Origin of the sequence: uncultured Methanobrevibacter sp. (assembly GCF_937906425.1) — an archaeon.
In the GTDB taxonomy this organism is placed as follows: domain Archaea; phylum Methanobacteriota; class Methanobacteria; order Methanobacteriales; family Methanobacteriaceae; genus Methanobrevibacter.
Genome location: NZ_CALCYR010000137.1, coordinates 1 through 16,924 on the forward strand (window position 1 = coordinate 1; position 16,924 = coordinate 16,924).

15 protein-coding genes are annotated in these 16,924 nt (G+C 30.2%); 1 reads left to right on the plus strand and 14 read right to left on the minus strand.

Annotation, left to right across the window (positions count from 1 at the left end; genetic code table 11):
- Positions 1-133: 133 nt before the first annotated feature.
- From Q0138_RS03825 to Q0138_RS03875, 11 genes are all read right to left on the minus strand, one after another.
- Positions 134-763 (minus strand): precorrin-8X methylmutase, encoded by a 630-nt coding sequence (locus tag Q0138_RS03825; RefSeq protein ID WP_297981152.1) that lies wholly within the window; start codon positions 761-763, stop codon positions 134-136.
- Between the two features lie 112 nt (positions 764-875).
- The gene (locus tag Q0138_RS03830) at positions 876-2,270 is read right to left on the minus strand and encodes a cobyrinate a,c-diamide synthase (protein ID WP_297981154.1); all 1,395 of its coding nucleotides are present in this window, start codon (positions 2,268-2,270) and stop codon (positions 876-878) included.
- A 109-nt stretch (positions 2,271-2,379) separates the two neighbouring features.
- Positions 2,380-3,573 carry a precorrin-6y C5,15-methyltransferase (decarboxylating) subunit CbiE gene (cbiE, locus tag Q0138_RS03835; protein WP_297981157.1) on the minus strand — a complete coding sequence of 398 codons (1,194 nt, stop codon included), beginning with the start codon at positions 3,571-3,573 and terminating at the stop codon, positions 2,380-2,382.
- On the minus strand, positions 3,564-4,316 hold the full coding sequence (gene cobK / locus Q0138_RS03840; protein ID WP_297981159.1) for a precorrin-6A reductase: 753 nt from the start codon (positions 4,314-4,316) through the stop codon (positions 3,564-3,566). Before cobK ends, cbiE begins: the two co-directional genes overlap by 10 nt.
- Positions 4,317-4,600: 284 nt before the next feature.
- Positions 4,601-5,332 (minus strand): precorrin-3B C(17)-methyltransferase, encoded by a 732-nt coding sequence (cobJ, locus tag Q0138_RS03845; RefSeq protein ID WP_297981161.1) that lies wholly within the window; start codon positions 5,330-5,332, stop codon positions 4,601-4,603.
- A gap of 174 nt (positions 5,333-5,506) precedes the next feature.
- Positions 5,507-6,634 carry a cobalt-precorrin 5A hydrolase gene (locus Q0138_RS03850; protein ID WP_297981164.1) on the minus strand — a complete coding sequence of 376 codons (1,128 nt, stop codon included), beginning with the start codon at positions 6,632-6,634 and terminating at the stop codon, positions 5,507-5,509.
- Complete coding sequence (cobM, locus tag Q0138_RS03855; protein ID WP_297981167.1) at positions 6,631-7,401, minus strand: precorrin-4 C(11)-methyltransferase; 771 nt, start codon at positions 7,399-7,401, stop codon at positions 6,631-6,633. Before cobM ends, Q0138_RS03850 begins: the two co-directional genes overlap by 4 nt.
- The gene (gene cbiD, locus Q0138_RS03860) at positions 7,386-8,525 is read right to left on the minus strand and encodes a cobalt-precorrin-5B (C(1))-methyltransferase CbiD (RefSeq protein ID WP_297981169.1); all 1,140 of its coding nucleotides are present in this window, start codon (positions 8,523-8,525) and stop codon (positions 7,386-7,388) included. The genes cobM and cbiD overlap by 16 nt, the downstream gene beginning before the upstream one ends.
- 126 nt (positions 8,526-8,651) lie before the next feature.
- Positions 8,652-9,338, minus strand: coding sequence for a precorrin-2 C(20)-methyltransferase (cobI, locus tag Q0138_RS03865; RefSeq protein WP_297981172.1), 687 nt, complete (start codon positions 9,336-9,338; stop codon positions 8,652-8,654).
- A 339-nt stretch (positions 9,339-9,677) separates the two neighbouring features.
- The gene (locus tag Q0138_RS03870) at positions 9,678-10,619 is read right to left on the minus strand and encodes a hypothetical protein (protein WP_297981175.1); all 942 of its coding nucleotides are present in this window, start codon (positions 10,617-10,619) and stop codon (positions 9,678-9,680) included.
- A 713-nt stretch (positions 10,620-11,332) separates the two neighbouring features.
- Positions 11,333-11,665: a hypothetical protein gene (locus Q0138_RS03875; protein ID WP_297981177.1), complete on the minus strand. Its 333-nt coding sequence runs from the start codon at positions 11,663-11,665 to the stop codon at positions 11,333-11,335.
- 177 nt (positions 11,666-11,842) lie between these two features.
- Here Q0138_RS03875 and Q0138_RS03880 point away from each other — a divergent pair, with 177 nt between their 5' ends.
- Positions 11,843-13,234, plus strand: a complete 1,392-nt coding sequence (locus Q0138_RS03880) for an MATE family efflux transporter (protein WP_297981181.1) — start codon at positions 11,843-11,845, stop codon at positions 13,232-13,234.
- Between the two features lie 291 nt (positions 13,235-13,525).
- Here Q0138_RS03880 and Q0138_RS03885 read toward each other — a convergent pair whose 3' ends face one another.
- The 3 genes from Q0138_RS03885 to Q0138_RS03895 all read right to left on the minus strand — a co-directional run bounded on the left by Q0138_RS03885 (position 13,526) and on the right by Q0138_RS03895 (position 16,684).
- Positions 13,526-14,380, minus strand: a complete 855-nt coding sequence (locus Q0138_RS03885) for a hypothetical protein (protein WP_297981184.1) — start codon at positions 14,378-14,380, stop codon at positions 13,526-13,528.
- Between the two features lie 249 nt (positions 14,381-14,629).
- Positions 14,630-15,541, minus strand: coding sequence for a hypothetical protein (locus Q0138_RS03890; RefSeq protein WP_297981187.1), 912 nt, complete (start codon positions 15,539-15,541; stop codon positions 14,630-14,632).
- A 234-nt stretch (positions 15,542-15,775) separates the two neighbouring features.
- Positions 15,776-16,684 (minus strand): protein-ADP-ribose hydrolase, encoded by a 909-nt coding sequence (locus Q0138_RS03895; RefSeq protein ID WP_297981189.1) that lies wholly within the window; start codon positions 16,682-16,684, stop codon positions 15,776-15,778.
- Positions 16,685-16,924 lie beyond the last annotated feature (240 nt).

The window sequence follows — 16,924 nt, forward strand, 5'->3', positions numbered from 1 at the left end:
AATAGTTATAATAGTTAAAAATAGTTAAAAAGTATTTTTAGATTTTTCTAAAAATACATTTGATCTCTTAAAATATGATTTGGTTTGGTTTTGTTTGATTTAATTTAATATAATTTTTAGCATGTGATGTGAGTTAATCTCTTAACATATAAATCAAGGCATTTGAAATAGCTGCTGCAACATTGCTTCCTCCTTTACGTCCACGAGCAACTATATAAGGAACATCACATTCCATAATCAATTCTTTTGCCTGAACAACATTTACAAATCCAACTGGAACTCCTATAACAAGTTCAGGTTTGATTTCATTGTTTTGAATTAATTCATATAATCTTATTAAGGCTGTAGGAGCATTTCCTATTGCAAATATTAATGGCTTGTCCATTTGTGCAGCTTTTTCCATTGAAGCTCTTGCACGTGTTGAATTGTTCTTTTTAGCCATTTCCTTAACGTCATCATCACTCATAAAGCAGTAAACTTCTCCTCCATGTTTCTTAAGTTCTGCCTTATTGATTCCGGCCTTTGCCATTTGGGTATCTGTAACTATTGATGCTCCATTTTTTATTGCATTCAATGCCTTTTCAACCACATTTTCTGAAAAGCATAAATTATCAACATAATCGAAATCGGCAGCTGTATGCACTGCTCTTTTAATGATTGGCGCTAATTGGGGATCAAGTTCATGAGGTAATTCGGATTCAATAATTTCCATACTTCTTTTTTCAATTTCAGAAGGATTTACCTGTTCTAATTCAATTTTCATACTATCACTTCTTTTAATTTATGGGTTTTAAGTAAATTAATGATTTATTAACATGATTTTTATTTTAAACGGCTTTAATTTGATTAATTTCTTAATTGATTACTCTTATTTTTTATGTTTTCATCTTTATATTCCATTTTTCAGCCTTTTCAACAAATGATCTTGCAAAATTTGGATTTGCAGGCAGATAAATGTGTGGAAAACCTGCATATAAACTATCGCTTGAATGGCAACAATTGTATTCTAATCCATTTGATGATTTTTTGGCTAAAAATCCTTCTCCACAGTTTTCACTTTCATAATAATGGAATTCATGGACTCTGATGCTTTCACCCTTTCTTGAAAGCAAATTGTCTTTTAGGGCTTTAATTTCAACATAACCGAAGCGTTGCAGTTTATCTGTTTTTATGCAGTTTCCTTTGATAAAACCTACCATAGGCACATTTTCAATGGAGTCATGTAAGTACATAAAACCTCCACATTCCGCTATTGTAGGAAGTCCATCATTCATTAAATCTCTAATGGATTTGTGCAAAGACTTGTTTTTGGATAATTCTTCTGTGTATAATTCAGGATATCCTCCACAGAGGTATAATCCTGAAATATTTTCAGGAAGTTTTTTATCTTTCAATGGGCTGAAATAAACAATTTCACAGTTTAATTCCTCTAGAAGTTCTATATTCTCTTCATAGATAAAACAAAAAGCATTATCTTTTGAAACAGCAATACGAGGTTTTTCATTTTCTGTTTCTGTTTTTTCTTTGGTTTGTGCTTTTTCTTGATTTGGTTTTGTTTCTTTTGAATTTTCTATTGTTTCAGTTGATTTAAGACTTTCTGCACTTTTGGATAATTCCAATAATCCATCTAAATCAAGGTATTTTTCTGCCAATTGGCTTAAACCTTCTATTTTTTCCTTGATGTTTGTAATTTCATCGGCAGTGATTAAACCTAGATTTCTGCTTTCAATTGAGTATTCCTCATTTCTTGGTAGGAATCCATAGGGTTTAACTCCGATATCCTCAACAATTCCACTTAAAAGAGGATATAACATTGGTGAGATTCCATTAAATATAACTCCTTCAATCATGCTTGGGTTTTTAAATTCTTTAAAACCCTTTACAATTGCAGCTATTGAGTTACTTATTCCCTTTGCATCGATAATTAGGATAACTGGGGCTTTTATTGTCTTTGCAACTTCCCATGCACTTGCCTTACCTTCTATGCCAATTCCGTCATAGAATCCCATTGCCCCTTCAATAATGCTTAAGTCTTCACCACAGTTTTTAATAAACTGATTTGAAAGCATCTCTTCTGTGCTAAAGTAAGGGTCTAGATTTTGTGTTTTTACATTAAAAACTTTGCGATGAAACATTGGGTCTATGTAATCAGGTCCGCACTTGAATGAAGCAATTTTTAATCCTTTTTTCTGAAATGCAGAAAGTAAAGCCATAGTTATTGTTGTTTTGCCACAATTACTATTTGTTCCTGAAATTAATAGTCTATTCATAAAATCACATCTATTAATTTTTTCTATTTGATTATGAAATTTATTCTGATTAAAAAGGGTTTTGAGTTAATCTATTAGTTTTAGTTAATTTTAAAGTTGGATTTTGATTTTAATTGGATTCAGTTCCACTAATTATAAAAATCGGATTTTGAGCAATTAACATATGCAAGTCTCCAACTTCCTTTCCTCTGGAAACTCCAATCTGGACAATTTCTCCACTAATTCCTATCTTTTTAAGGGATTCCATTGCAGCCATTGCATTTTCAATACTTACTGCAGTAATGACAAATCTTATTTTATTGTTTGTTTCATACAAATAATCAATAATCTCATCCATATTTCCGGAACTGCCCCCTATAAATGCAAGATCTGCTTTTTCAATGTCCTTAAGGCACTCCGGTGCCAATCCTAATCTTGCTTCAACATTGTCTATGTGGAATTTCTTGCAGTTTTCCTTTAATAATTCAATAGCCTCTTCATTTTTGTCAAATGCATAAACCTTTCCATTATAGGCAGATAATGCCATTTCAATTGTAACTGAACCGGTTCCACATCCAATGTCATAAGCTATTTCATTAGGTGAAATTGCCAATTTGGACATTGCAACTGCCCTTATTTCTGATTTTGTCATAGGGACATTTCCCCTAATAAACTCTTCATCGGGCATTCCTGTTCTTATTTTAGAGTCGAAATCAGGATTTTCTATAATCAAAACTGTTAATGATCCAAATTCTCTCTTGTTCAGTTCTGAAACATTGAATGAATCTATATATTCAGCATCTGAACCTAAATTCTCACCAATCCAAACTTTTAAATCTCCGTAACCATAATAAACTAGCTCTTTTTCTATTTCAGGAATGTTTTTTCCAGTCAAGGCAAATGTGTAATGATTGCGGCGAACTGATGATACAATATTTGAATCGATTCCATGGCAGCTTATTAGATTTGCATCTTTCCATGGGATTTTAGATTTTGCAAAGAAGTATGATACAGAGGCTATTCCCGCTATTAAATTAGGATTATAGTCTTCAAGTTCATTGACCAATTTTTCAGCTCCGCTATAGAATCCAACATCTCCAGAGACAAGGATTGCTATCTTTTGAGCTTCTGTATTTTCAATTATCTTCCTAATTTCTCCAGATAAATAAGCATTATAACTTGGTTTTTCAAGATTTGAAAATTCATTAACTAATCTTTTTGCACCGATTAGAATTTCAGCATCATTTATGAGTCTTAAGCCTTCTTCTGTTGTTGTTTTTTTGCTCATGCCTATTCCTATAATGTTGATTTCCTTCATAAGCATCTGCTCCTTAAGGTTTCCTTTGCCTCTTCCAGATTAAGGCCTTCCTCTTTAATTGCTCTACTTAATACTACAAGTTCCATATTGCATTTTTTTGCAGCTTCAACCTTTTCCATAAATCCTCCAATATTTCCGGATTCCTTTGTTACAAGTATTTTAGCTTCAATTTCTCTAAACTGTGCAATATTGAATTCCTCTGAAAATGGTCCCTGCATTCCGCAAAGATTTTTCATCGGATATCCTAAATCCAGGCAGTGTTTCATTCCTTCAGGTGATGGCAGCATACGTAAATAGACTCTTTCAGTGAATTTATTTATCTTAGTTAGGCTTTCAGCTTCCTTTGCACCCATGGATGAAAATATTAAGCCTTCGGTTTGATTTAGATAATTGATTAAATCATCCATTTTTGTGAATTTCACAGCATCTTCTATTTCTATTGATTCTCTTAATACTCTTATGTATTCAATATTTTCATTGTCGCATGCAGTCTTGATATTTTTACTTACTTCTGTAGCATAGGGATGTGTAGCATCAAAAACAATTTCGGTTTTCTCTTCCTTAAATAATTTCTGCATATCTTCTTGATTTAATCTTTCAGATTTTACAACAACCGGTTCTTCATATTCCAGAACCTTTTTTCCATAGTCTGTAGCTACACAGACGATTGATGGGATCTTATGTTCAGATAAAAATTCTGTTAGAATACGTCCTTCAGTTGTGCCTCCAAACAAAACAATTTTATGCATTTTATCTCCTCTGTTTGGGAATTTCATGTTTCTTGGATTCTTTTAAAATTTTTATTAAATGAAAATTATTAGATTTATTTTTTTATTTTATTTTTTTTATTTTATTTTTTTTTATTTTATTTTTTATTTTTTATTCTTTTAATTATTTATTTAAATAGTTTTTTTTTTAATGAGATTTATTGGTTTTTTTTAAGAATTAGATTCCATATGCTTTATTTTAAGGATTGTCCTAAATTATATTTTCTTTTAAGAATCATGCTCCATTATATCTTTTTTTTTAAGAATTACACTCCCTTATATCCTCTAGGAGTAATCATCTTATTGTCAATAATCTTTGTATTGGCATTTCCAATAAATACTGTTGTAAACATGTCCACTTCTGTTTCCTTAAGTTCCAAAAGACTTGTAATATGATATTCTTCACCTGCTCTGCCTATATTTCTAACATATCCGCAGACTGTGTCTTCTCCTTTTGACTTTAAAAGTATTTTGCATGCTTTTTTTAAATAATCTTTTCTTTTACGACTTGAAGGATTGTAAAGGCAAATGCAGAAGTCTCCCTCTCCTGCCAATCTTAAACGTTTTTCAATTAGTTCCCATGGGGTTAGAAGATCTGATAAGCTTATTACAGCAAAGTCATGTCCAATTGGAGCGCCTAAAACTGCAGAACCACTTAAAACAGCACTAATTCCCGGAACAATATTGATTTCAACATTGGGGTAGTTTACAGATAATTCATAAATCAATCCTGCCATTCCATAAACACCTGCATCACCACTGCATACAACGGAAACATCATTGCCTTCAGATGCCTTTTCCAAAGCCATTTTGCAGCGGTCTATTTCCTTGGTCATTCCAGTGTATAGGTAATCCTTGTTTGGCAGATATTCCTTTACAAGTTCTACATATTTGCTGTATCCTACAATTAAATCTGAATTCTCAAGAGTTTCCTTGGCATCAATGCTTAGAAATGATTCATTTCCAGGACCAATGCCAACTACAGATAAATTATTCATGATTTTCCTCCAAGAAATAAAAAGATAATTATGTTTTTAATTTAATTATTTTTGTAATTTGTTTTATTTTTAGTAATTTAATTGACTTTTATTTTTTAAATAAGATTTAATTTTTATTTTTGTAATTTGATTCAATTTGTTTATTTTTATTTTAGTAATTTAATTCAATTCTATTTACCAATTCAATTCGGTTTTATTAAGGGCTAAGGCAAGAGTTACTCCATCATATGCCTCTTTTTTACTGATAAGCCTCTTATTATTTCCCATCATTGCAGAGCGTTCACAAACATTGTCAACATTTACAATGCTTTTTACAAATTCGGATTTGCTAAAGTCTCCTTTTAGCTTATTAAGTTCCTCTGCACTATAAGTATTAAATTCCAAGCCATATTCTTGGCAAAATTCTATAATTCCCTTTTCATTTGCCTTTTTATCTATGCTTGCAATGTTTTTTAGGGATAAGATATGGCAGTTTTCCTTTTTCATTGCACTTAAAATTCCTTCTTCAATATGTTTAAATCCTATATCTTTCCTACAGCCTATTCCTAAACTAATGATTTGTGGAATTAAGTATAAAATATTGTCTTTTTTCTTATAATTCTCATTAAAGTCGTTATGATTGATTATTACATCATAGGCCTTTTTTTCTTTATTTTCCAGATTTTCATCAATATCAATTTGAATATTTTTTGGCAAATCTCCTTTTATGGGATATTTGCTTTGTATGTATACTTTTTTCCCTTTCAATAATTTGGATGAAACTAATTTAATGTTTTCAGGATTTAAGATATTTAAGTTCTGGCTTTTTGCCCAAGTGTCTATTGCAAATACATTATTTATGTCTGTTGCAGTGCTAATCACTGGAATTGCATCCAATATTTCTGAAATTTTGATTGCTAATTCATTGGCTCCTCCAATATGTCCAGATAGGATAGGAACTGAAAATTGTCCCAATTCATCCACAACAATCACTGCAGGATCACTTGTTTTTGTTTTTATATGTGGAGCTATTGCTCTTGTTGCAATTCCAATTGCTCCTATGAAAATAAGTGCATCGCTTTTGTTAAAATGCTCTTCTGTCCATTCGGACAATCCACCCTTTTTACATCTTCTTATATCGATTGTATATTGATTTTTATTATCATTTGGATTTTCATTTTCATATGTTTGTGTATTCTTTTTTGAGTTTGTTTCATTTTCAAATGAATTTGAGTTATTTTCATAGTTTTTTTCAAATGAATTCAGAATCTTTTCAGAGATTTTCATTCCATTTTCTGTAAATGCAATAATTGATATTTTCATTTCTTTGCCTCTCTGAATTCAGTTGAAAAGTCATCTGCATAGAGTCTGGACAATGAATATTCAGTGTCTAAAACGTCTCCTACAATTATTAAGGCGGTTTTTGTAATATTATTTTCCTTTGCAGTGTCATATAGGCTTCCCACTGTACAGTGCATAATCTTTTCATCAGGCCAGCTTGCCTTGTATACAATCGCTGCAGGGGTGTCCTCTGTATAATCTCCCTTAACAAGTTCCTTTTCAAGTTCCTTAAGCAATCCTGTACTTAAAAATATTACCATAGTTGCGCCATGCGCTGCAAATGAGGCAATGTTTTCCTTTTCAGGAACAGGAGTTCTATTTGCCATACGGGTTATGATTACACTTTGGCTAACATCAGGTAAGGTATATTCTGTTTTTAAAGCTGCTGCAGCTCCACAAAAGCTTGAAACGCCTGGACATACATCATATTCTATCTTTTCTTCATCCAAACGATCCATTTGTTCCTTGATTGCACCATAAATACTTGAATCTCCAGTGTGTAAACGAACTGTCATCTTATTTTCCTTTTCAGCTTCAATCATCTTTTCAATAACTTCATCCAAGGTCATTTTAGCGCTGTTGTAAACTTCACAGGATTCTTTGGCATAGTTCAGTAGTTCTGGATTAACCAATGAACCTGCATATATTATCACATCTGCCTTTTTTAAAAGTTCAGCACCTCTAATTGTTATTAAATCGACAGCTCCACTTCCTGCTCCCACAAAATGAATCATTAGTTTTCCTCCCATAGTTTTTTAAGTTCATTTGCATTTTCGCTTTTAAATAAAATACCAGAATACTCTCCTGTATTTGTAAAACAGATGTATCCAATCTCAATTTCAGGAGGAATTCTTTTATTAATATTATTTTCTATTCTATCCTTTAAAATATTCATTGTTTTATCCAATAAATCATTTTTCCATAATATTTCAAGTACTGCAGTGGTGGTTACAGAGTTTTGAATCTCCTTTAAAGTCTCCAGATTAGCTTCTGCTTCTAATGCACAGGATAATAAGGTTTCTATTCTTCCATCGCCATTGTTTGAGTGGGTATTGAACATTCCAATACCTAATTTTACAAATTTGCCAATATGTCCTATTAACAGAATCTTTTTAAAGTTATATTCGACAGAACTGTCCAATGCAACATCTATAAAGTTGCTGCACATGATTCCAGGTTTTGTTTTTAGATTCAGTTCCTCTTCAGCAAATTTTTTACCGAAATTGCCTAGGAAAATAAGTATCGAATCATTATTTTCCGCTGCAATGGTCTTTATTTCCAATTTGATGGAATCTGCCAATGCTTTGGAACTCATAGGTTCAACAATTCCTGTTGTGCCCAATATTGAAATGCCATCAACTATTCCAAGTTCCGGATTAAAGGTTTTCTTTGCTATTTCCTCACCATTCGGAACTGAAATTTTCACATCAAATCCTCCGCTGTACTTGTTTTCTCTTGCTATTTCCATTAGAGAATCCTTTATCATTTTTCTAGGGACTGAATTTATGGCAAATTCTCCTACTTCCTGGTCAAGCCCTGCTTTTGTTACCTTGCCCACGCCTTTTCCACCTTTTATTATGATTTCTCTCTCATTGATCAGGCTAATTTCAGAAGTGACCAATATTCCATTTGTAATGTCCGGATCGTCACCGCTATCCTTTTGAATGGAACAGCTGGCAGTTTTATCATTAAAATTCGGATTTAAAACATCAATTTTCAAATCGGTTTGATTAGGTGTTGTGATTGAAACGGAATCTGCCTTTTCTTTTGAAAAGATCATAGTTGCTGCAGCCTTGGATGCAGCTGCGGCACAGGTTCCTGTTGTATAACCGCAACGTAACAGTTTTTGATTTACCAGTCGTTTTTCCACCATATTATTCCCTAATGATTTTTAGATATTGAATTAAGATAAAAGTATGATATTATATTATTCCCTAAATGATTTTTAGATATTGAATTAAGATAAAGAAGGATATTTTTAAAATTAGTTTTTTTTTAATTATTTTACAATAACAACTGTGAAATAACTCATCTTATTTTCTAATTCTTCAATTCCCCTATAGATTTCTTCATTTTCCAATCCACAGTTTTCAACTGCATAAACATTTTCCTCTAGATTTAATTCCTTTAAAGTTTCAATCAATTCAGGCATTGATCTTCCTATTTTCATCAGGACTTTAGTTCCGGGCAATTCCAGAGCTTCCCTAATGTTTACGCTACTTACAGGAATTATATGCAATGGGTCATCCATTCTGGTTAAGCTAATCTTTAGCTTAGACGCTGATGCACAGAAACTTGTTATTCCAGGAACCAATTCAACATTGTAATCATTTTCAAGCAATATTTTCATAACATAAGCAAATGTTGAATATATTGTAATGTCTCCTATGTTTAACATTGCAAGGTCTTCTCCTTGGTCTAAAACCTTTTGGATTGCTTCTGCTGCGTCCTTATGGCTATTATTTAGGATTTCCTTATCTTTTGTCATTGGAAATCTCAATTTTATTATCTCCTTTTCTGATAAGTCGATAGCTTCAGCTACAATGGATAATGCTAATGATTCTCCTGTTCCAGTTTCCGGTGTTGCAATGTATTTACATTTGGATATTGTATTGATGGCCTTTAATGTTATTAATTCTGAATCACCTGGTCCAATCCCTACACCATATAATGTTCCTTTTGTCATTTTTTTACCTTTTGAATTTTAAAAATTAAGTTTTTTTCATATATGTTTTAAGCTTAATATCTACTTATTATATATTGTTAAAATAGTTTAAATAGTTTAAATAATTAAAATTCTTTTTGCATGTTTGGTAAGGTTTTAATTTTTTTAAAAATTAGTTTTATTTTATTTGGTTTTTTATTAGTTCAATTTAATTTTTTATATATTTTATTTTTTTGTCTTGGTTTTTATTGGTTTTTTGAGTGGATTTTAGTGGTTTTTTATGGGTTTTTTATTTTTTTGTCTTGGTTTTTATTTGGTTTTTTGAGTGGATTTTAGTGGTTTTATTCTAATTTATTGGTATTATTCTATTTTACAAATGTATTCAAATTTTTCCTCATAATTCATTATATTCAATCCTTCGTAACTGAATTGATTGTCTTGAATGTCTTCAATGAATTTCTTTTTTCCATAAACCATTCCGACATTCATTCCCTCATTGAAAACATAGGATATGTAACGTTCCACCAACTCTCTGCATGAATATTCCCCTTCTATTGTTGAATACAATTCAGATACAAACATGTCTTCTGCTGTTTCAAGATTGAACTTGTAATATGAATTATTGCATATTTCATTAGCCTTTTTAATGTTTATTTCTAAATGGTCACATAATTTTTCAAATAGGTTTATTCTTCTAATTGTAAAGAGATTTATGATCATTTTGGATAATTCAACATCATTCAGGTATTTGTCCAAACCTTTTTCCTCTATTTCCTCTTTCATTTGGAAAATGTCATAATAGATGCTGTATTCATTATAGTTTCCCATTTCCACCTTGATGTTTACAGATTTTATCGCTCTTTCCTCATCAAATTTCTTGTTTTTGTAATTTACAGATATTGGATTTTCTCTGCCCAATGTTTTTTTAACATTGATTGGAGGAATGATTCTGCTTGTAAACTCGATTTCAAAGTCATAATCAGTTAATAGTTCTGCATCTTCTTTTTCATACTCCTGGAAGTTTTTCATGTTTTTTGAACAATGGTTAATTCCTAAAAGCTTTCCAAAGACAAATCCCATAAATATTCCTTCCTTAAAGATCTCATCATAGGCATTTTCAATTTTATCCTGTGGATGTTTGACTCCATAGATTAAATTGTTTGGTTGCAGGAAGAGTTCTAAGTCTACATTTACTCCAATTTTAAATTGATTTAAATTTTCTTCTTCAATTGGAATTCTTTTAAGACTATGGTTAACATACTCTAATCGTTTCTTGTGATTTTCATAAATTTCATCAATCAAATTAATCACCACTTTTTATTTTTTATTTAAAGGTTTATAAATCTTTCTTTTTTAATTTAAATAAATTTTATTATTTTATTTGAATTTTAGACTTTTTTTAGAATATTGTTTTTAAATTAAAACAATATTATAATTTTTTAGTAAAATTCAAAAGATTTAATAAAATTTAATTTTTATGTAAAAATTGTTTCAAGTAGTGAATTTTTAATTTTTTTGCAAAAATTTAATTTGGTAGTAAATTTAAATATTTGAGTTAAAATTTAATTTAATTGATGATTTTTAATTTTTTAGTTATAATTTAATTTAATTGATGATTTTTAATTTCAGTAAAAATGTGAAAAAATTGAAAATTTTAAAATTTTTATATTTTTATATAAAAAAATATTTGATTTTGGTGGGTATATGTAGGCTAAGCGTTATTTTTTTAATGAATTTTAATATTCTTTTTATTTATTTGATTTTATGATTGATTAAATTAAATAATTTTACTATACCTTAAAAATAGTTAATCTTTATTTTAATTTAATTAATTTTATTTTGTCAGTGTTTTTTCATATGGATTTTTGTGATGGTTTTAAAAAATGAAAATGAAAATTAAAATGGTGGTGAAAAATAATTAATTAAATGTCATTTTTATTTGATTGAAAAATATAAAGATTCCTTTAAAAAAACAAGTCTTCATTTTATGAATTGGATTTTTATTTTTTAATTGCCTATAATTGATTCTCTATTGGAAGCTTTTCCTGAACGATGATTGAAAATGATGAATAATCCTCCTCTGTTTGAGGGCTTGATATTCCTCTAAAGATGCATTCAAAATCTCCGGTGTCACTTATGTTGAATAGGATTTCTTCTCCCATATTAAATTCCTCGAAGTATTTCATGGCCTTAAGGGATTCTTCAATTGGCAAAACAAAATTGATTATTGTAGATGTGTCTTTTTCATAGATTGTTACTCCACTTTGATTAATTGACAATTCCTTTACTTTCGGATGTTTAATATTTCCATATTGCTTTTTAAATACAATAAAATCTTTTTTATCCATAAAATCACTTCTTTTACGTGTTATTTTTATTTTTTATTTAAAAATTAGTTTTATAATATTAAAATAATGTACATTTTTTATCAATAATGTATAATTATATTAAATCATAAATAATTAAAATACTTAATAATAGTTTGAACAATTAAAATATTTATTTTTATTCAATTGGTGAGAAAAATGAGTGATGAATTTATTGAGGAAACTGAAGGTGTAGAGTCAATTCTATCAAATCCTAAAAGTGCATTGTGGAAAATGTCTCTTCCTTTAATCATTTCCCTTTTTATTACAAGCCTTTATAATGTAATAGATGCTGTATGGGTTTCTGGATTAGGTGCTGATGCCTTGGCTGGTGTTGGATTCGTCACTCCTATTTTTATAGCATTGGTGGGAATCGGAAACGGTTTAGGTGCGGGAATTACCTCTGCACTGTCCAAATATATTGGTCAAAGGGATAAAATCAAGGCAGACAATGCATCTGTTCATTCCATATTCATTGCAATTTTATCTTCAATAATCGTTACAATTGTCCTAATCTTATTTTTAAAGGATATTTTGGTTTTTATTGGAGCTGGGGCTACAATTTCCTATGCTATGGAATATGGTACAATAATCAGCATATCATCCGTTCTTATAATTTTATCAAATTCCTTATATGGAGTATTGAGGTCTGAAGGTGATGCAAACAGGACAATGTATGCAATGATTGCATCATCAATCTTGAACATGATTTTAGATCCAATCTTTATTTATTATCTGGGGTTTGGCGTTTCCGGTGCAGCTATTGCAACTGCAATTTCCTTGCTTTTTGTAAATGCTCTTATTCTATATTGGTTCTATATTAAAAAGAACACTTTCCTAAAGCCATTTCTGTCAAACTATTCATTTGACATGGATATTCTAAGGGATATTCTTAAAGTAGGATTTCCTGCAAGCTTGGAATTAATCAATAATGCATTGTTTGCAGCTTTATTTTCACTGCTGCTTGCAAGTGTGGCCTCAACTGATGCAGTTGCAGTTTATTCCACCGGTTGGAGAGTTGTGACAATTGCCACCACTCCAATGCTTGCAATAGCCACTGCACTGATTTCTGTAATTGCTGCAAATTATGGTGCCAAACGCTATGATGAAATTTTAGTTGCCCACAGGTATTCAATGAAACTTGCAGTTATTTTTGGTATTATTGCTGCAATAATTGTTTATGTCTTTGCTCCGCAGATTGTTAGCATATTTTCATACACTGGAACAAGTACAAGATTAAACTCCAAATTGATTGAATTTTTAACTTGCATTGTCTTATTTTTTCCTACAATGGGTTATGGTGCAAGTTCCACCTATGTTTTCCAGGGAACTGGAAACGGTTTGACTGCAATGTTTCAGACAGTTTTAAGGGAAACTGTATTTACATTGTTTTTTGCAGTTCTTTTAGCTATTGTATTTAATTTAGGAGAATATGGTGCTTGGTGGGGAATCATTCTTGGTGAATTGGTAGTTAATACAATAACTATGGTTTGGGCCGATTGGCACATAAAAAAATTGATTAAAAATAATGATCTTTTGGAAAATGAATAATTTTTTAAAATAAGAATTTTTAGAATTATTAAAAGTTTTTTAAAAAGAGTAATTGTATTTTTTATTATTATTTTTCAGTATTTTTATTTTTATAAAAAGTATAAATGTAAAAAAAGATTTTTTAATTCTTTTAATTGAAAATAGAACAAAATTAAATAAATTAAAATAAAATAAATTAAAATAAAATAAATTAAAAATAAGTTATTTTATTTTTTATTTATTAATTTATTTATTAATTTATTTATTTTACTTTATTGCTTTTTATTTTAGTTAAATTTTTATTAATTTATTTTATTTAAGTAATTGATCAATAATAGGTTCTATTTTTCCTTCAAAGCTAATTATGTTTTCTATCTTGTTTTTGCCTTGAATGGATTTAAATAAAGAAGAACCCTTGCTTCTCAATTTTCCTTTTTCTTTATCAAATTGAACTAAAGTCCAATTTTTATTTCCCAACACTGTTCTTTCAAATGTTTTGGTATTTTCAAAGTCAAAAACCAATGTTTTTTCATTTTCACATCTGGTGGTGAATCTACCGTATTTCTCATGTTGTTTTGCAAATGAAGAGTCCTTGATGAAGTTTTCATTGGAAGTGAAATGCAAATCCATTAATCCTCCACATTTTGGACATTTTGGTATGAGTTGTGTTGGAATCATTCTGTCTCTGTCTGTCTGCTTTACCATTCTTTCCATTAGGTCAACAAAATCATATAAGTCATTGCTGCACCCATCTCTGCATTGGAGATGTCTGTAATCTCCTGTACTTGCATAGACTCTGGATTTTTTAAAGCCTGCCTTATAGAACTGTTCATCAAAGTTTTTTGTAATTACAAAATAATCCTTCTTTTCAACCAATTGGAATAGTTTCTTGTACAATTCAGTTGCCTTGAATGTATGGTAAGTGTAGAAATATCTTGCAAGATAAGCCCATCTTTCCTCTTCATGAGAATATGGGTAGAATGTACCGTTATACATATTTGTAAAGCCGTATCTTTCTATAAAGTCTTGGAAGTTGTCTGTAAACATGTCTCCATACATGTCAAGACCTGCCTCTTCAGAGAGGTGTTCCCCTCCAGCAATTAAGATATGGGTAGTCTTGTCTAAAAGTTCCTTGACTCTTTTAATTTTTTCTTTATTTTCATCCATAAAATCTTTCCTTTTATTATTTAAAAGCTCTGTAATAATCTTTTTTCTTTTAATTTTAATAGGGTATTGATTTTATATTAAAAAACTAATTTGTTTTTGTATATAGTATTATTGGACTTTAATTATTTTAAAAGTTTTGTTTGTCATTTCATTATTGTCAAGTTTTTTCTAAACTTAATTTAAGCTTTTATAAATAAGGATTTTATCGCTGATTCATGATTTTTAGGGTTCTTTTATAAATTATTGATTTTATTTCAGGTCCATGATTTTATCAAGGGTTTCTCCAATGTCTTCCTTGATTGGAATGTATCTTTTGATGATGTCTCGGTCCATATACCTGTCCAGTTCGTCCTGGCTTACAAGATAATATCTTCCATCCATTTCAACTGTTAACTCAAGGTTTGATCTGTTAAATCTTACCAAATTAATGTCTTTGCTGGATTTCATTAATGTGTCAAATGGGAAACGGATAATGATTGGTGTGTTATATCCAATTCCAAACTCAAGCAAGAGAGTTTTTCCCTTGTCTGCTTTCTTTCTAAAATCAACATATGCTCTGTTTTGCCTATGCCATTCTTCATCTTCCACAAAATAATTGTCTTTTCTAAGGTTTAAATCCATTTCCTCTCCGCAGACTGGACAGATTGGAACAAGTTCTGTAGGGATTTTTAAATCCTCATCAGTTTTTTCCATCATTTCCAAAACCAATTCCTCATCATCATACAATTTCTTGTGACATCCCTTTGAACATTGGAGCTTGGTGTATGTTCCTTGGGTTCTAAAGAATCTCTTTTCATCAAATCCTGATTTTAGAAACTGGTCATCTGTATTTGTGGTAATGACAAAATAATCCTTGTCCTTTACAAGTTCAAGGAGTTTCTTATAGAGATATGTTCCTTCCATTCCTGTATCATTTACATAAACGTGTTTTGCAAAATAAGCCCATTTTTCCTCTTTTGTCTTAAATGGATAAAACATTGAAGAGTACATATCTCTAAAGCCGTATTTTTTTATGTATTCTGGGAAGTTGTCTGTAAAACGTTTTCCGCCATAGTCAAGGCCAGCTGCAGCAGACAATCCTGCTCCAGCCCCTATGATAATATAATCAGAATCATCTATAAGTTCTCTTATTCTTTCAACTCTTTCTTCATAAGTTTCCATAAGGTAGTTCCCTCCCATCTTATTGTCGTCCAATCTTTTATCTATATTCTTTTTGAGATTTTTTAAATTCTTTAAAATGTTTATTTCTCCTTAAAATTTATTATTGTTATTCTTAATTTGTATTTTTAATTTGTATTTTTAATTTGTATTTTTAATTTGTATTTTTAATTTGTTATTTTTATTTTGTTTTCTTAATTGGTTATGATTTATTTGGAAATTATTTAATTAGATTAATTAATTTTCATATAGATTTTTTCTGTAGATATTGCTGTCATAATCAGAAAATGTGTTGAAAATTACCTTTTCAAGAATTGTGTCTTTATGTTCCTTCAGATATTCCTTAACCGTTTTTATTGCAAGTTCACTTGCTTCCTCCTTAGGGAAATTAAAGACTCCTGTTGATATGGAACAGAAAGCTATTGATTTCAATCCTTTCATGTCTGCAAGTTGAAGACAGGACCTATAGCAGCTTGCAAGTTGTTTTTCTTCATTCTCATTAGGTAATCTTCCATTTGGAATTGCAGGTCCTACAGTATGAATAACATATTTTGAAGCCAGATTATATCCTTTTGTAATCTTTGCAGTTCCAACCCTTTCAGCATGGCCCTGCTCTTTCATTATCTTATTGCATTCCATTCTTAATTGATATCCTGCCTGTGAATGGATTTGATTGTCTATACAGTTGTGCAGCGGTATAAAACATCCAAGCATTTGGCTATTTGCCGCATTGACGATTGCATCAACTTTTAAGTTTAAAATGTCTCCTTGGTAATGTGCTATCTTTGATAAGATTTCATCATTTTCATCAATCGCTTTTATTTCATCAGCTGAAATCAAATCCTTTTCTCTTGTTTCATTACAGAGTATCTTATTTTGAATTTCGTAATATTGAACAGAGCTCTTAAAAATAATAAAACTTTTATTATTTATTCGGAATACTTGAGCACTATAAAAGATAGGATCTTTGCATGTTATTTTAGATTTAATTATTGGGTCTATTAAATTAAAATATAATACTCCCGCTGGCAATAAATCTTCATTTTCACATACAGCATCTAAATAAGTTATTAACTGCAATTGAAGACCTGCATACACTTGATTTAAATCAATATTTTTAACGGATAAATCCGTTAGCTCGCTCACTCTTATTCCCGCCGAATACAGCAATTCAAAAATTGCCTGTTCTTCCGTATTTAATCCGTCTTTTATAATTTTATCAATTTCGGATATACTTAAAACCCTTGGCAGTTTTTTTGGTATTTTAGGAGAAACAATAGAAATAGAAGGATTAGACGATATATCTCTGTTAAAACAAAGATACCTGAATAGTCCTTTTATGGAAGCAAGCTTCCTTGTGATAGAAGAAGGGTTTAAATTATTTTT

What these genes read in the sequence shown, in the direction of transcription:
- Q0138_RS03825 (WP_297981152.1), bottom strand. Translation starts at nt 763, where the DNA reads ATGAAAATTGAATTAGAACAGGTAAATCCTTCTGAAATTGAAAAAAGA.
- Q0138_RS03830 (WP_297981154.1), bottom strand. Translation starts at nt 2,270, where the DNA reads ATGAATAGACTATTAATTTCAGGAACAAATAGTAATTGTGGCAAAACA.
- cbiE (WP_297981157.1), bottom strand. Translation starts at nt 3,573, where the DNA reads ATGCTTATGAAGGAAATCAACATTATAGGAATAGGCATGAGCAAAAAA.
- cobK (WP_297981159.1), bottom strand. Translation starts at nt 4,316, where the DNA reads ATGCATAAAATTGTTTTGTTTGGAGGCACAACTGAAGGACGTATTCTA.
- cobJ (WP_297981161.1), bottom strand. Translation starts at nt 5,332, where the DNA reads ATGAATAATTTATCTGTAGTTGGCATTGGTCCTGGAAATGAATCATTT.
- Q0138_RS03850 (WP_297981164.1), bottom strand. Translation starts at nt 6,634, where the DNA reads ATGAAAATATCAATTATTGCATTTACAGAAAATGGAATGAAAATCTCT.
- cobM (WP_297981167.1), bottom strand. Translation starts at nt 7,401, where the DNA reads ATGGGAGGAAAACTAATGATTCATTTTGTGGGAGCAGGAAGTGGAGCT.
- cbiD (WP_297981169.1), bottom strand. Translation starts at nt 8,525, where the DNA reads ATGGTGGAAAAACGACTGGTAAATCAAAAACTGTTACGTTGCGGTTAT.
- cobI (WP_297981172.1), bottom strand. Translation starts at nt 9,338, where the DNA reads ATGACAAAAGGAACATTATATGGTGTAGGGATTGGACCAGGTGATTCA.
- Q0138_RS03875 (WP_297981177.1), bottom strand. Translation starts at nt 11,665, where the DNA reads ATGGATAAAAAAGATTTTATTGTATTTAAAAAGCAATATGGAAATATT.
- Q0138_RS03880 (WP_297981181.1), top strand. Translation starts at nt 11,843, where the DNA reads ATGAGTGATGAATTTATTGAGGAAACTGAAGGTGTAGAGTCAATTCTA.
- Q0138_RS03885 (WP_297981184.1), bottom strand. Translation starts at nt 14,380, where the DNA reads ATGGATGAAAATAAAGAAAAAATTAAAAGAGTCAAGGAACTTTTAGAC.
- Q0138_RS03890 (WP_297981187.1), bottom strand. Translation starts at nt 15,541, where the DNA reads ATGGAAACTTATGAAGAAAGAGTTGAAAGAATAAGAGAACTTATAGAT.